17 protein-coding genes and 2 rRNA genes are annotated in these 13,814 nt (G+C 48.0%); 2 read left to right on the top strand and 17 right to left on the bottom strand.

All coding sequences use genetic code 11. The features are described 5' to 3' along the window. Positions 1 to 131 precede the first annotated feature (131 nt). Entirely contained in the window at positions 132 to 1,037 is a 906-nt protein-coding gene (locus tag WN59_RS03815; RefSeq protein WP_046512914.1) for a LytTR family DNA-binding domain-containing protein, read from the bottom strand. 189 nt (positions 1,038 to 1,226) lie between these two features. On the opposite strand from WN59_RS03815, the gene WN59_RS03810 reads away from it, so the two are divergent. Next, on the top strand, positions 1,227 to 1,790 hold the full coding sequence (locus WN59_RS03810) for an NADPH-dependent FMN reductase (protein WP_046512911.1): 564 nt from the start codon (positions 1,227 to 1,229) through the stop codon (positions 1,788 to 1,790). Positions 1,791 to 1,889: 99 nt separating this feature from the next. Here WN59_RS03810 and WN59_RS03805 read toward each other — a convergent pair whose 3' ends face one another. The 5 genes from WN59_RS03805 to metG all read right to left on the bottom strand — a co-directional run bounded on the left by WN59_RS03805 (position 1,890) and on the right by metG (position 6,518). Beyond that, entirely contained in the window at positions 1,890 to 2,153 is a 264-nt protein-coding gene (locus WN59_RS03805; RefSeq protein WP_017550062.1) for a Veg family protein, read from the bottom strand. A 79-nt stretch (positions 2,154 to 2,232) separates the two neighbouring features. Then, positions 2,233 to 3,126: a 16S rRNA (adenine(1518)-N(6)/adenine(1519)-N(6))-dimethyltransferase RsmA gene (gene rsmA / locus WN59_RS03800; RefSeq protein ID WP_046512906.1), complete on the bottom strand. Its 894-nt coding sequence runs from the start codon at positions 3,124 to 3,126 to the stop codon at positions 2,233 to 2,235. Between the two features lies 1 nt (position 3,127). After that, positions 3,128 to 3,682, bottom strand: coding sequence for a ribonuclease M5 (gene rnmV, locus WN59_RS03795; protein ID WP_046512902.1), 555 nt, complete (start codon positions 3,680 to 3,682; stop codon positions 3,128 to 3,130). A 77-nt stretch (positions 3,683 to 3,759) separates the two neighbouring features. After that, positions 3,760 to 4,524 carry a TatD family hydrolase gene (locus WN59_RS03790; protein ID WP_046512899.1) on the bottom strand — a complete coding sequence of 255 codons (765 nt, stop codon included), beginning with the start codon at positions 4,522 to 4,524 and terminating at the stop codon, positions 3,760 to 3,762. 17 nt (positions 4,525 to 4,541) lie between these two features. Continuing rightward, positions 4,542 to 6,518 carry a methionine--tRNA ligase gene (metG, locus tag WN59_RS03785; protein ID WP_046512895.1) on the bottom strand — a complete coding sequence of 659 codons (1,977 nt, stop codon included), beginning with the start codon at positions 6,516 to 6,518 and terminating at the stop codon, positions 4,542 to 4,544. A gap of 274 nt (positions 6,519 to 6,792) precedes the next feature. Between metG and WN59_RS03780 the strand changes: the two genes are divergently transcribed. Beyond that, on the top strand, positions 6,793 to 7,068 hold the full coding sequence (locus WN59_RS03780; protein ID WP_046514284.1) for an AbrB/MazE/SpoVT family DNA-binding domain-containing protein: 276 nt from the start codon (positions 6,793 to 6,795) through the stop codon (positions 7,066 to 7,068). A gap of 38 nt (positions 7,069 to 7,106) precedes the next feature. Here the strand turns inward: WN59_RS03780 and rsmI are convergent, their stop codons facing one another. The 11 genes from rsmI to WN59_RS03725 all read right to left on the bottom strand — a co-directional run. Next, positions 7,107 to 7,928 carry a 16S rRNA (cytidine(1402)-2'-O)-methyltransferase gene (rsmI, locus tag WN59_RS03775; RefSeq protein ID WP_082099144.1) on the bottom strand — a complete coding sequence of 274 codons (822 nt, stop codon included), beginning with the start codon at positions 7,926 to 7,928 and terminating at the stop codon, positions 7,107 to 7,109. Between the two features lie 3 nt (positions 7,929 to 7,931). Then, positions 7,932 to 8,183 carry a GIY-YIG nuclease family protein gene (locus WN59_RS03770; protein ID WP_046512892.1) on the bottom strand — a complete coding sequence of 84 codons (252 nt, stop codon included), beginning with the start codon at positions 8,181 to 8,183 and terminating at the stop codon, positions 7,932 to 7,934. Beyond that, complete coding sequence (locus WN59_RS03765) at positions 8,176 to 8,904, bottom strand: tRNA1(Val) (adenine(37)-N6)-methyltransferase (RefSeq protein WP_046512888.1); 729 nt, start codon at positions 8,902 to 8,904, stop codon at positions 8,176 to 8,178. Before WN59_RS03765 ends, WN59_RS03770 begins: the two co-directional genes overlap by 8 nt. Before the next feature lie 40 nt (positions 8,905 to 8,944). Beyond that, entirely contained in the window at positions 8,945 to 9,259 is a 315-nt protein-coding gene (locus tag WN59_RS03760) for an initiation-control protein YabA (protein WP_046512882.1), read from the bottom strand. 2 nt (positions 9,260 to 9,261) lie between these two features. After that, on the bottom strand, positions 9,262 to 10,068 hold the full coding sequence (locus WN59_RS03755) for a PSP1 domain-containing protein (protein ID WP_082099142.1): 807 nt from the start codon (positions 10,066 to 10,068) through the stop codon (positions 9,262 to 9,264). 5 nt (positions 10,069 to 10,073) lie between these two features. Further along, positions 10,074 to 10,982, bottom strand: coding sequence for a DNA polymerase III subunit (locus tag WN59_RS03750; RefSeq protein ID WP_046512876.1), 909 nt, complete (start codon positions 10,980 to 10,982; stop codon positions 10,074 to 10,076). Positions 10,983 to 10,990: 8 nt separating this feature from the next. Further along, the gene (locus WN59_RS03745; protein WP_017550074.1) at positions 10,991 to 11,320 is read right to left on the bottom strand and encodes a cyclic-di-AMP receptor; all 330 of its coding nucleotides are present in this window, start codon (positions 11,318 to 11,320) and stop codon (positions 10,991 to 10,993) included. Continuing rightward, complete coding sequence (tmk, locus tag WN59_RS03740; protein WP_046512869.1) at positions 11,317 to 11,949, bottom strand: dTMP kinase; 633 nt, start codon at positions 11,947 to 11,949, stop codon at positions 11,317 to 11,319. Before tmk ends, WN59_RS03745 begins: the two co-directional genes overlap by 4 nt. Continuing rightward, positions 11,949 to 13,217 (bottom strand): aminotransferase class I/II-fold pyridoxal phosphate-dependent enzyme, encoded by a 1,269-nt coding sequence (locus WN59_RS03735; protein ID WP_046512866.1) that lies wholly within the window; start codon positions 13,215 to 13,217, stop codon positions 11,949 to 11,951. The genes tmk and WN59_RS03735 overlap by 1 nt, the downstream gene beginning before the upstream one ends. 115 nt (positions 13,218 to 13,332) lie before the next feature. Then, positions 13,333 to 13,447: ribosomal RNA gene (gene rrf / locus WN59_RS03730) — 5S ribosomal RNA — on the bottom strand. 179 nt (positions 13,448 to 13,626) lie between these two features. Beyond that, a 23S ribosomal RNA gene (locus WN59_RS03725) occupies positions 13,627 to 13,814 on the bottom strand; the annotation flags it as partial.

Here is a 13,814-nt window from a genome sequence, read left to right as displayed (position 1 = left end):
CTATGCCTGATGACAGAGGGCTGCGACCTTATGGGGGTGAGTGGTTGAAAAAATACCATGAACTGTGTGATACAGGGAATAAATGCATCCGCTTTCCGTTGAATTGTATCTATTTCGTCTGAAATGTACGCCTACATGACAAGAAGCTCCTGGATTTCACTGTATTTCGTCCGTGATAATGGAATTTTGGTTTTTTCCTGGTTTTCCATTACAATCGAGTAGGTATTTTTCGACCATGTGATAATCTCCTTCACTTTATCCAGATTGACAATATAGGACCGGTGGCATCTGTAGAAACCGTAATCCGCCAGTTTCTTTTCGGTTTCTGCCAGTGTCGATTCGATGATGAACTTTTCCCGGGAAATATTTATATAGACTTTCCCCTCGTTGCTTTCTATGTACTCAATATCCTCCAGATCGATGAAAATCGTCTTATCCTGAGCTTTTGCCTTGATGCGTTTCAGGGATGTCTGACTGTTCCTTTCTTCCGGCATTTCGGTTTCAACTTCTTTGAGCCCCTGTTCGCTCAGGCGAGCAATCTTGCTGCTTATGACGAACGCCTCTTCAGTACTGCTGGTGATCACGACCAGGGCTTTACCCCCCTGCGCCATCTGTTCCATCATCTTATGGAACAATCTTATATTTTCAATGCCTGCATTATACAAAGGATTTACAGCCAGCACCGCCTGCCGGTCCGACATCACTGCCTGGATATAGGCAAGCCGCTGGATGGTCTCAGCGGTGCAGAGTGCGAGGCGGGTATGAGACACAGCTTCAAGTTTATACTGCCGGAGCATGTCAGCAGCTCCCAGCCCGCTCTTATTCCACTTTTTATAGAACCTGACATGGTCCTTCACTGTGAGACGTTCATAGACAGGAACAGTGTTTTCAAGTATATGGACATCCTTAAAGGCAAGTTCTGCCACTCTGTCGATATATTCGACAGGCATCTGAATGACAGAGCTGACGCCGCTGCGAAACTTTATGGACTGGTCGTTCTCCTTATCAATGACGTCGGCTATTCTGATCTCCCGCATGCATCTTCACCCCATTATTCGTATCTTTTTATTATAATATAAGTCAGCCGCTATTAAATAAACTGAAAGAAGTTTGAAATATTCGGCACGAAAGGCTTGCAAAGTTTTTAAAATGATGAATTATATATAACATAGTTACTTTTTATAACTAGTAATCAATATGTAATTAAATTAATGGAGGCATAAATAATGGTTAAAATAGGTATCGTTACAGGCAGCACACGTAAGGCACGCGTTAATATGCAGGTTGCAGAGTGGGTGAAGGATTTTGCTGAAAAGATGGATCTCGAGGCAGAATTCGAAATCGTCGACATCAAAGATTACGACTTCCCGATGTTCAACGAAGACCTTCCGCCGGCAATGGCAAACAAGCAGTATTCCACTGATGCGATCAATGCATGGTCTAAAAAAATCGATGAACTCGATGGCTACATCTTCATCACACCTGAGTACAACAAGAGTGTCACAGCATCCCTTAAAAATGCAATCGACTACATCGGACCTGAGTGGGGCAACAAATCTGCCAGTATCGTAGGCTACGGTTCCACGCTCGCGGTGGCCGCAACGCTTTCCCTGCGTCAGATTCTCGGCAACCTGAACGTTGCAACAGTGGCACCATTCGGCGCGTTCAGCCTGTTCACGGATTTTGAAAACATGAGCACTTTCAAGCCTGCTGAAATCCACAATGCAACAATCGAAAACGTGGTTACAACTACTGTCAACTGGGCAAAAGGCCTTAAAACAATCAGATAATCACCTGTTCAATCCCCCCGGGCATATTATATATGCCCGGTTTTTTGGTTTTATAATAAAAAACCATCATCCGGTAAGATGATGGTTTTTCCCGTTCAATTATTGGATTACAAATGCTTCTCTTTCATCATTATAGAATGTCACTTCGACATTTGATGTCAATACATCAGTATATGTATATGACACTCTTTCAAAGTTATGTTCCTGCTGATCAAGTTCTACGACGAAGACGGAAGGATACGTTTCTCTAAGGATACCCCGTCGTTCAATCAATTTCTTGCGCCCTCCGTTTGCACGAAGTAAAACTGGATTTCCCAATTGACATTCAAGAATATTTTTGATGTCGACTAAAGTTTTTGGCATTTGGCCCACCTCACTAAATCTATTATAGCAAGTTTACATAATTCTGTCAAAAAACCGTCGAAATCATTTACTTTTGTGTCTATTGGGAAACTATTTTCAATTCAGGGAAGTTTTTGAGCCTGTGATAAATATCCGCATATTCTTCAATCGAGATGCTCTCGCCTCTGCGGCGCGGATCGATCCCTGCCGCTTCCAGCAGCCGGCGGACACTGTCCTTGTGCTTCTTGCCGTCTTCAAACACACTCATATAATTGTTCAGGATCGTCTTGCGCCGCTGCCCGAAGGCACCGCGTGTCAATCTGAAGAACAGATTTTCATCATCTACATCCACTTTGCCGCTCTCCCGCTTCACCATCTCCACGATGATGGAGTCGACATTCGGCGGCGGCATGAATACGGTCTTCGGCACCTGCCGGATCACACGCGCCTCGGTATAGTAATCGATGGCGATGGACAGCGAACCGTAGGACTTGCTGTTCGGCCCGGCGCTGATGCGCTCGCCCACTTCTTTCTGCATCATCACATAATACCGTGCAATCGGGAGATCCTGCTCCAGGAAGTTCATGAGTATCGGCGTTGTAATGTAATACGGCAGGTTTGCAACTACCACCACTTCATTACATTCTGAAAAATGCGTGTCTATGGCATCCCTGATATCCGCTTTTAAAATATCCTGGTTTATGACGGTTACATTGCTGTAGGGGGAAAGTGTGTCCGCCAGTACCGGCACAAGTCTCTGATCTATTTCAAAAGCCGCCACTTTCCCGGCGCGTCTGGCCAGCTGTTCAGTCAGCGAGCCGATCCCCGGTCCGACTTCTATGACTCCCGTCTTTTCATGGATCTCCGACTTATCCAGCACCTCCCTGATGACATTCAGGTCTATCAGGAAATTCTGCCCCAGACTTTTCTTGAATGAAAAACCGTGATCATCAAGTATTTGCTTTGTTCTGCCTGCCGTTGCAATATCTTTCATATTACTCCCCCGTCAATTCTTCCAATATATTTGCTATGCGTGCTTTGTCGATATTATACCGGTTCAGCTTCTTCCTCAGCTGTCCGGCATTTGCGTATCCGATGTTCAGGCGGTCGCACAGGTGCCTTCTCCTGACTGCAGCTTCAGCAGTGCCCGACAGACCCCATCCCGTCATGTCCTGGATTGTGACCGTCTCTTCTGTCACCGGCATGTTCGTGTAGACCTGTGACAGGCTTTCACGGATGGCTTCGATACTCGCATGTTCAATGCCGATCCCGCCGAGTCTGCCTTTGGCCTTATCACGCGGCAGGAAAGCTTCTTTTATCCCGGGAAACCGTTCCAGTATCGTATTGCGGATCTTATGGCCGGGGAAGTCGGGATCGGTGAAGATGATCGCCCCCCGCGTACTTAAAGCAACTTCTATTTCATCCATTACTGTGTCATCGATGGCCGAACCCCTCGTTTCGATTGTTTCACAGGAAACTGCCTCATTCAGACGCCTGGTATCATCGCGCCCTTCCACAATAACGACTTCTTTTATAACCGGTTTTTCCATAGTCTTCGCTCCTTGATCCCATCATACCATAATTATTTATCCAAAAATAAAATCACCGCCATGCGGTGATTTCATCATTAAATGCCAAAAAGTGCCTCGGCATTCCTTGTTGTCTGCGCTGCCAGATCCTCATATGACATCCCGCGCAGTTCTGCTATTTTCTCGGCAACGAGCTTCACATATGCAGGTTCATTCCTTTTGCCCCTGTAGGGATGCGGGGTCAGAAAAGGCGCGTCCGTTTCGACGAGAAGCCTTTCAATCGGCACATGTACAGCGATATCTTTCGGTTCCTGCGCATTTTTAAATGTGACAGGACCGCCCAGTGACACATGGAAGTTCATGCCGATGACGGTATCGGCATCGGACTCATTTCCGCTGAAAGCATGCATGATGCCGCCGGTTTCATGGGCACCTTCCGATTTCAGTATTTCAATGCAGTCCCGGGTGGCTTCCCTGTTGTGGATGATGACCGGGAGCTTCACCTTTTTTGCCAGGGCAATCTGTTTTTTGAACAGCTCCTTCTGCGCATCGTGCGGAGACTTGTCCCAGTGATAGTCGAGACCCGTCTCCCCGATACCGACAATTTTAGGATGGTCGGACAATGATTCGATCCACTCAAGATCCTGATCTGTACAGTCGATGGCATCCACTGGATGCCAGCCGATGACTCCGTATACATTCTCGTATTTCTCTATCAGGTCCATCGTACGCTCTATCGTTTTACGGTCGAACCCCACAACGATCATCTTCTCTATGCCGGCCCCGCCGGCACGCTGCATCACTTCTTCAAGGTCGTCGTCATACTGGTCTGCATTGAGATGTACATGCGTGTCTATCAACATTGCAATCACTCCAACAATTATTTTACAGTGCTGCCGTTTTCAATTCCGTCGGGTACAGAGATGAGTGTCAGATTCTTGCCTTTCTCCGCCGTCAGGATCATGCCTTCGGAACGTTCCCCGCGCAGCTTGACCGGCTCGAGGTTCGTTACGACAAGCACTTTCTTGCCGATGATATCCTCCGGTTCATACTGCGAGCGGATACCGGATACGATCTGGCGTTCCTCATTGCCGAGGTCCACCTGGATCTTCAGCAGCTTATCGGCTTTTTTGACACCTTCGGCCTGGATGATTGTCGCAGCCTTTATTTCAACCTTGTCAAAATCCCTGATGGTGATGAGACCTTCTGCAGACTCTTCTTCCCCGTCATCAGCCTCTTTCTTATCCGGGGTCATCAGGGCCTTGATATGTGCCACTTCCGCTTCCACATCCAGTCGCGGATAGATTGGCTGTGGTTTTTTGACCATCTGTTCATCAATTTTGATGCTGCCGTATTTGAAGATTGAATCGAATGTCTGGAGACTGTTATCGGTGATGTTCATCTGTCTGAAGATCTCTTTCGGACCATGCGTCAGATAAGGCTTGAGCAGGATCGCCGCTATGCGGATATTCTCCGCCAGATGTACCATCACATTGCCGAGGGCGCCGCGGTTCGCTTCATCTTTCGCAAGCACCCACGGGGCCGTCTCATCAATGTACTTGTTCGAGCGGCTGATGATTGTCCAGACAGCACGGAGCGCCTTGTTGAATTCCATTTCCTCCATTGACTCTTCATAAAGGCCGACGTTCTCTCTGACCGTCTCTTCCAGGTTTTCATCAAATTCGTTCTGATGGCCTGTATAGTCAGGGAGGTGGCCGTCGAAGTATTTATTGATCATGGAAATCGTACGGTTCACGAGGTTCCCGAGATCATTGGCAAGGTCGTAGTTCGTGCGGTCCACGAATGCTTCCGGTGTGAACACGCCGTCGGAACCGAAAGGCACTTCCCGCATCAGGTAATAGCGGAGTGCATCGAGGCCGTAGCGTTCAACCACCGTTTCAGGATAGATGACATTGCCTTTCGATTTGGACATCTTGCCGTCCTTCATGACGAGCCAGCCGTGACCCAGGAGTTTTTTAGGCAGCGGCAGATCCAGGGCCATCAGCATGATCGGCCAGTAGATGGCATGGAAACGCACGATTTCCTTGCCGATCATATGCAGGTCGGCCGGCCAGTACTTTTGAAAGAGGGAATCGTCGCCAGAGCCGTATCCAAGTGCCGTGATGTAGTTGCACAGCGCATCGATCCATACATACACCACGTGTTTCGGATCGGATGATACCGGAACACCCCAGGAGAATGTCGTTCTTGATACCGCGAGGTCCTCAAGACCCGGACGGATGAAGTTGTTCAGCATTTCATTTCTGCGCGAAGCGGGTTTGAGGAAATCCGGGTTGTCTTCGTAAAATTTCTCCAGACGGTCTGCATATTTGCTCATTCTGAAGAAATAGCTTTCCTCCTTGACCAGTTCCACTTCGTGGCCGCTCGGTGCCACACCACCGATCATATTGCCGGCTTCATCTTTGTACACTTCGTCAAGCTGTGTCTCTGTGAAGAACTCCTCATCCTCGACGGAATACCAGCCTTCATATTCCCCGAGATAGATGTCCCCCTGTTCCAGGAGGCGCTCGAAAATCTGCTGTATCGCCTTTTTATGGGCATCGCCGGTCGTACGGATGAACTGATCGTTGGTGATCTCAAGGACCGACCACAGTTCTTTCATATATTCAGCCATATCATCCACATACTTCTGAGGGGAGATCCCCATCTTTTCCGCCTTCTTCTCGATCTTCTGGCCGTGCTCATCCGCACCGGTCAGATAGTAGACATCAAATCCGCGCATGCGCTTGTATCTCGCCATGACGTCACATGCGATCGTTGTATAGGCGTTGCCGATATGCAGCTTGCCGCTCGGGTAATATATCGGAGTGGTGATATAGTAAGTTGGTTTTTCCATGCCTTTTCCTCCTATTAGTTCATCTATTAAATATAACGAATTTTGCATCGCTTTTCAATGATATCAGTGGCGTCTGATATCTCCTCTGTGCTATAATCAGCAAGAACTTGGAAATTCAGGGAAAACCCCGTTGACATCATCCAAGACATATGATAGCCACATGTTTCAAATTGCCGGCATGGGGTATCAAAAGTTATATTCTTAATACGTTTCATCACTGACTCAGAAAAATATCAGCAATTGATGAAGAGCGGAAAGTATGGAGGGATTTGTTGTGAAATCAACAGGAATTGTACGTAAAGTAGACGAGTTGGGAAGAGTGGTCATTCCCATAGAGCTAAGACGTGTATTGGATATCGAAGTGAAGGATGCACTCGAAATTTACACTGATGATGATACAATCATCCTCAAAAAATACAAACCACAGATGACCTGTGCCGTCACCGGTGATGTATCTGAGAAAAACATGCGCCTCGCAGACGGCCGTATCATTCTGAGCCAGGAAGGCGCTCAGCAGCTTATCGATGAAATAAAATCAAAAATGGATTAAATAGATATGAAAAATCGATGGACCAATGCGGCCATCGATTATTTTTTATGGTATGCGTCGTAGACGTCCTGCTTCCGCAGTCCTCTGAGCTCCGCAACGGCCTTTATGGCCTGTTTCGGCTTCATTCCTTCTTCAACAACCAGCTGTGCCACATGATCTTCCACCGGCATATCGAATGTCTCTTCAATCTCCGGCGCCCCCTCCACTACAATGACAAACTCGCCCTTCAGCGGGATTTCCGCACCCAGCATGTCGGTCATCCTTGCCGCTTCTGCACGTTCATGCTGCTCGAATTTCTTCGTTATTTCCCGGGAGACGCTCACATTCCGCCCGGGATCGATGCCGCTTATGGCCCGGAGCGTGTCTTTAATCTTATGCGGGGATTCATATAGCACCGATGTGAGCGGATGATTCATGATCTCTTCGATTTTCTCTTTCCTTTTACGCCCTGTTTTTGGCAGGAAACCGAAATACGTAAACTCGTACGACGGGATGCCGCTTGTGACAAGCCCCATCGTAAACGCCGAGGCAGAGGGGATGACTGAATACTCCAATCCCTCGTGCTGCATGCGTCCCACCAGTTCGAATCCCGGATCGGAGACCACAGGCATACCCGCATCACTCACCAGAGCAAATGTCTTTCCGGATTTCATCTCTTCAATAATCCGGTCCTCGACCTCTTCTTTATTGAAATCATGGTAGGATCTCAGCGGTGTGGCGATTTCAAAATGGTTGGTAAGTTTCCGTGTGGTCCGTGTATCCTCACAAAGGATTACATCGACTTTTTTCAGGGTCTCAACCGCCCTGAACGTCATATCATCCAGATTTCCAATCGGTGTTCCCGTTATAAATAGATTCACCAGTCATCCCCCGCTTTCTATCAATGCCCGTTTCGCTGTTCTCGTCAGTTTCTTGATTGCATATTCCCGTTTCATCGCTTCACTTTTCGATCCGAACTTCTCATAGTACCGGAGTGTCACGGGAAGCCTGTTCCGCGTATATTTTGCGCCCGCACCGCTGTTATGGGTCCTGATCCGTTTCGCCAGATCTGCGGCATAGCCCGTATACAGCGTCTCATCTGCACATTCCACAATGTATGTATAGTACTCAGCCATAGTATACCTCCAGCATTCCTTCCGAATATTCACCGTCGGTATCATATATATAAAAAGGCGGCAGCACATCCACATAAGCCTGGCTGTGGAATATCGCTTCCACGAGGACGAACATTGCCGTCTCCGCATGTTCATCATTATAAACATATTGCAGCCGTCTGATCCTGAACCCGGCGCCGACCAGCTCGTTCACAACCTCCATGCTGCGCTCGGCACGGTGTACCATATAGAGGCGCCCTTTATTCTTCACGAGGAACCTTGCGGCTGCTACCACACCGGCAAGGTCGATGTGTACCTCGTGCCTTGCGATGCTGTGCGGTCCAAGTGTTTTGAGGGGCTGGTTGTTCGTAAAGTACGGCGGGTTTACGGTAATCACATCGAACGAGGAATGACTGAACATTTCCCTTATCTGCCTGATATCCCCGGTGTGCATGGAAATCTGGCCGGCCTTTCCGTTGAGGCCGATGCTCCTTTCCGCCATATCAGCGAGCTGCGGCTGCAGTTCCACCGCGTCGATCGGCTTTGCCGTCCTGTGCGATAAAAGCAGCGGTATAACGCCGTTACCTGAACATAGATCGATGATTTTCCGGTCCCTTTTCACAATCCGTGTGAAATTGGCGAGCAGAAGCGCATCGACCGAAAATGAAAATACTTCCCTGCTCTGAATGATCTGCATGGATTCCCTGAAAAGATCATCCAGGCGCTCTCCCTCTTTCAACATCTTTCTCACCTCAAATAATAAAGACGGCCGAAGCCGTCTGTCACTTACCTCTATGTTCAAGAAATCCCTGGCAGAACAGGCAGTCCTCACCATTTCTCAATGTCCCGAAGTGCACGCTGCATACATGGAAACCTTCTTCATAGATGCTGTTCAGCGTATTTCCCTTGAAAGAGTCCTCTTCCACAGTCTCATCCTCTTCATGGAGCTTTTCATACTTCTCCTTCTCCATATGCAGAGTGACGTTCTCTTCGACAAGACGGACTGCAAGCTCCTTCAGTGTCTGAAGGTCCTCATGCATGCTGTTCATATCCGCTTCCATTTTACTGATGTGCATGAATAAACGCTCACGGTCCATGTTTACACCTCTCCGGCCGCTTCAAGTTCATCGCAGTGGAATTCCCGGATATAATCATCTTTATATTTAACTTTGACGACAAGGTCGAGTATATTCATCCCCACTACAAGACCGCGGCCGTCGGGCGTGTTGATCGTCTGTCCGACATCGGGCATCCGTTCGCGGGCGTCCTCGTAGTACTCATCCTCATAGTTGAGGCAGCACATGAGGCGGCCGCATGCACCCGAGATCTTAGTCGGGCTGAGTGAAAGGTCCTGGTTCTTCGCCATCTGTATGCTCACAGGGGCAAAATCACCCAGGAACGTGGAGCAGCAGTGGGCGCGGCCGCATGGACCGATGCCGCCGAGATACTTCGCTTCATCCCGCACACCAATCTGGCGCAGCTCGATGCGCGTCTTGAACTTGTTAGCCAGCACACGGACAAGACTTCTGAAATCCACACGTTCATCGGCCGTGAAATTGAAAATCAGCTTTTTGCAGTCCAATGTGAATTTGGCGTTTACCAGATTCATATCCAGCTTTTCCACTTCTATGGCAGATTTACAGAATTCCATCGCCTCTTCTGCGTTGCTTTGGTTTTTATGGAATTTTTCCTCATCCTGATCAGTCGCTGTGCGTACGAATCTACCATCAGGTTCCACTATGTTATCTTTGGGAATTTCATAGTTCCCTTTCACGACACGCAGCATCTCCATGCCACGTTTCGTTTCTGCAACTATATATTCATCGCGCTTCACCGTCACTGAGCCACTTTCGATATACATGTTATCGAAATAGTCCAGCTGGGTGGCAGTGATAAGTTCTATCATATTATTCAACCTTTCGAGCAGATAACCATACTTTCAAATACGAGCAGCGGATGGACGTTGGACTGGAGCATCCGGTTTGCTGTCTGGACTTCCTCCAACATCCCGGCAAGCCGCTTTACAGAATTGTTGCCCTGTACCTGTTCACCGTCGAATGGCCTGTAGCTTTCAAGTCCCAGCGATGCATGCATGGACTGGCGGACAAAACCGTCAATCAGCTGGAGCAGCAGCATGTGGTCCCTGCGCTCTGTGCATATATCAAGCATCGGTTTGATTTCAATGAGGACCAAAGGATGATTGCCGATCCATTTGGATGAAAATCCGGTTGCCGCTTTTCTCAACGCGGAAAAGTTCTCTCCGAGGTCCTTCACATGCTGTGCATTGAGCGCCAGCACATCAACCGTGTTCAGTTCCGCATCACTCAGCTCTTCCAGAAACCTTGTCCGATCTTCTGTCTCACCTTTTATGTGGATATGCTGGGATCTGGAGTGGATGGTGGGCAAAATACTGCTCTTATCTATTGTAAGCAGGATTGCTATTGTCTTTTCCGGTGGTTCTTCAAGAAATTTCAACACGCTGTTCTCTGCCTGGGGTGTCAGTTTCTCAAATGCCTCTATTACATAGACTTTATACTCCGATTCGGTCGGTTTCCGGTTCATCCTGCGGACGAGATCTTCAACCGCCTCTTTTTTAATGGACGTTTCATCCGTACGGAGATAAAAATAATCCGGATGATTGCCTTCTGAAACAAGCGTTTCATTACGTTCTGTATCTCCCAGGATACTGAGTGCAAAATACTCACTGTGCCGCCTTAATGTCTCTATGGCATCGCCTTCGAACATGTAGGTGTGGCTGAGCCTCCCGCTCTCAATAATCCGGTCCAGCTGCTGTTTAACGCTGATTGTCCGGGTATCCATAGAATCACTTAAAATCTTTCAAACTGTTCGATCGGCAGGACAAACACGGTCGCTCCGCCGACTTCGACTTCTACCGGATAAGGAATATAGGAATCCGCGTTGCCTCCCATCGGGGTTACAGGAGCTACTGTCTGTTCCCTGTTCCCACATGTATCATCCAGCAGTTTGAGCAATTCATCCACACGCGCATCTTCCACACCACACAGGAACGTCGTGTTTCCGGCTCTCAAAAACCCGCCTGTTGAAGCAAGCTTGGTATTTCTGAAATCATTTTTAGTCAGCCTGTCGGCCAGCCTCTGACTGTCATGGTCCTGAACGATTGCAATAACCATCTTCATGACTGATTCACTCCTTGGTCCAAATATTGGTTGATTATTTCAAGTGCATCCCGCGTCACCTTTTCAGGAGACTGATCCGCATCAACTATCTTAATCCTGCATGGATAATTTTCTGATAATTCATTATACCCCAAAACGACGTCTTTATGAAAGTTGATTTTTTCCGCATCCAGTCTGTTGTGATCGCGTTTGTTGCTTTCTATCCTGTGTAGCCCGATCTCAGGGTCAAGTTTCAGATAGATTGTCAGGTCGGGTATATGGTCTTCTATGGCAAAACGGTTGATATCCATCACCCCGTCTGCCCCTATCCCTCTTGCGATACCCTGGTAGGCTATGGAGCTGTCTATGAAACGGTCACACAATACGATTTTTCCCGCGTCCAGTGCCGGAAGCACCTTTTCCACCAGATGCTGACGCCTGGCGGCCGCAAACAGCAGTGCTTCTGTGCGTGCATCCATATCATTGTCTTTTGAAAGCAGGAGTTCCCTGATCTTTTCACTTATCGCAATGCCGCCGGGCTCACGGGTTGCCATTGTCTCATATTTTTCCGACAGCGCCTCATGTACCCTGGAAATCACTGTCGTCTTTCCGGAGCCTTCCGGACCTTCAAATGTAATGAAATGACCCATTAATTTTCCTCATTCTTGTAGTATTCTATGTTATGTCCTATACCTTCCATTCTAACATGATTATACATATTATGCGTAATCCTTTTGATATGCTCCCGGCTGAACGTCTCACCCTCATGGATCATCGGCACCCCCGGCGGATAAGGCACTATGGTCCTTCTGCACACCCTGCCCCGCAGCTGTTCCACCCCCGTCACGGGTGGGATACTGTCATCATCTGCAGGCTGGTTTGATCCCAACCTGAGCTCCCCGATGCGTTTCAATAGATTCTCGTACGGATACCTGTCCCCTCTATGGAACAAAGGCAGACACCACAGGACTCCCGCGTCCGTCACCATTTCATGGTGAATATGATGTTCTTTTGTCAGGACCTTCGCCAATTCATACGCGGAAAATTCCGGGTGGCTGAGCATGATTTTCGCAGGATCCGCTTTTTCCGATACGATGATACTCTCCCTCCTCAACGCTTCAATGAGCCTTGTCCGTTTGGAGAAGAAACTTTCGGGGTGATAAGTCTTATAGAACTCATGGGCACTTTCAATGGAAAGCATCACCAGATAGGAAGGGCTCGATGTTTCAAACCAGTTTATGTATTTCATCACTTCCCTGTGTACCGAGATCGACTTTGTAAAGATTACAGAAGCCATCGTCAATGCCGGCAGCATCTTATGGTAGGACTGTATTGTAATATCCGATCCGTACGCCATCGAGGAAGCAGGAAAACCCGGCGCAATATCGAAATGTGCCCCGTGCGCCTCATCCGTAATGACACGGGCGCCATGTTCATGGGCCAATGAAATGAGCTGCTCTATATCCATCAAATCTCCGGTATACGCAGGGTAGGTGACGATAAACGTATCACCGGAAGCAGTGTCAAAACCATTTAAATCCGCATATGCAATTTCAGTATAATGAACTCCAGAGAGCCTAATCGCATGATAGACAGACTTATGCCCATCCCCCACAACAATAAATCGGTCCGTCAGCTCTTTCAAGGAAAAAACAGCAGACAATATACCATTAGTCGTGCCGTTCACCATCATCTGGGCAGTGTAACCCGGATATTTCAGACTGAGATTCATATTGATGTCCTCAAGCACCCCCTCCGGTTCATGAAGATCATCAAGTCCATCAATCTCCGTCATATCAAAACGGGCATCAAGCATTGAAAGGTAGCCGATAGCGTTGTTTTTGTGGCCCGGCACATGCATCGATATATGAGGTTTATCGCTATTCAGCATCGTTTCAATCGTTTTATATAGATTCATATTATTCACCACTTCATTTATACCACGGTTATCCTAAAGTACCAATAATATACCAAAAAAAAGAGACCTCTACAGGTCTCAATGCGGCTCACCGCATCCATATTGAATATGTACTGCCCGGCAGCGTCCTACTCTTGCGGGACGTCAGTCCAACTACCATCGGCGCTGGAGAGCTTAACTGCTGTGTTCGGCATGGGAACAGGTGTGGCCTCTCCGCCATCGCCGCCGGACAATGTTGATTTGCCTCAAGCCCTGAATATTCAGGATTAAGGACGTTCGACTACTGTCGAACGAATGTCTATGTGTGCCGCTCTACGTATTGGAAATACTAGAGCGGCAACCATATACATTCAAAACCGGATAGAAGCAATGGTCGCGCAGAAACCGAAACACGGTTTCTTCATCATTCTTGAATAAGTCATCGATCGATTAGTATTCGTCCGCTGAATGTGTCACCACACGTACACGCGATCGTATGCACCTCATCATCTCTGAGGGATCTAATGGGGAAATCTCATCTTGAGGGGGGCTTCATGCTTAGATGCTTTCAGCACTTATCCCGTCCATACATAGCTACCCAGCAATGCCGTTGGCACG

Origin of the sequence: Salinicoccus sediminis (assembly GCF_000986795.1) — a bacterium.
In the GTDB taxonomy this organism is placed as follows: Bacteria; Bacillota; Bacilli; order Staphylococcales; family Salinicoccaceae; genus Salinicoccus; species Salinicoccus sediminis.
This window is presented reverse-complemented; position numbering and strand designations above follow the sequence as displayed.

Excerpts from the sequence above, each read along its gene's own strand:
- WN59_RS03755 (WP_082099142.1), bottom strand. The coding sequence starts at position 10,068 with ATGATAGAACTTATCACTGCCACCCAGCTGGACTATTTCGATAACATG.
- WN59_RS03770 (WP_046512892.1), bottom strand. The coding sequence starts at position 8,183 with ATGGCTGAGTACTATACATACATTGTGGAATGTGCAGATGAGACGCTG.
- WN59_RS03745 (WP_017550074.1), bottom strand. The coding sequence starts at position 11,320 with ATGAAGATGGTTATTGCAATCGTTCAGGACCATGACAGTCAGAGGCTG.
- WN59_RS03760 (WP_046512882.1), bottom strand. The coding sequence starts at position 9,259 with ATGGACCGTGAGCGTTTATTCATGCACATCAGTAAAATGGAAGCGGAT.
- tmk (WP_046512869.1), bottom strand. The coding sequence starts at position 11,949 with ATGGGTCATTTCATTACATTTGAAGGTCCGGAAGGCTCCGGAAAGACG.
- rsmA (WP_046512906.1), bottom strand. The coding sequence starts at position 3,126 with ATGAAAGATATTGCAACGGCAGGCAGAACAAAGCAAATACTTGATGAT.
- WN59_RS03805 (WP_017550062.1), bottom strand. The coding sequence starts at position 2,153 with ATGCCAAAAACTTTAGTCGACATCAAAAATATTCTTGAATGTCAATTG.
- WN59_RS03765 (WP_046512888.1), bottom strand. The coding sequence starts at position 8,904 with ATGTTGAAAGAGGGAGAGCGCCTGGATGATCTTTTCAGGGAATCCATG.
- WN59_RS03735 (WP_046512866.1), bottom strand. The coding sequence starts at position 13,217 with ATGAATCTATATAAAACGATTGAAACGATGCTGAATAGCGATAAACCT.
- WN59_RS03810 (WP_046512911.1), top strand. The coding sequence starts at position 1,227 with ATGGTTAAAATAGGTATCGTTACAGGCAGCACACGTAAGGCACGCGTT.
- WN59_RS03815 (WP_046512914.1), bottom strand. The coding sequence starts at position 1,037 with ATGCGGGAGATCAGAATAGCCGACGTCATTGATAAGGAGAACGACCAG.
- metG (WP_046512895.1), bottom strand. The coding sequence starts at position 6,518 with ATGGAAAAACCAACTTACTATATCACCACTCCGATATATTACCCGAGC.
- rnmV (WP_046512902.1), bottom strand. The coding sequence starts at position 3,682 with ATGGAAAAACCGGTTATAAAAGAAGTCGTTATTGTGGAAGGGCGCGAT.
- WN59_RS03750 (WP_046512876.1), bottom strand. The coding sequence starts at position 10,982 with ATGGATACCCGGACAATCAGCGTTAAACAGCAGCTGGACCGGATTATT.
- WN59_RS03790 (WP_046512899.1), bottom strand. The coding sequence starts at position 4,524 with ATGTTGATAGACACGCATGTACATCTCAATGCAGACCAGTATGACGAC.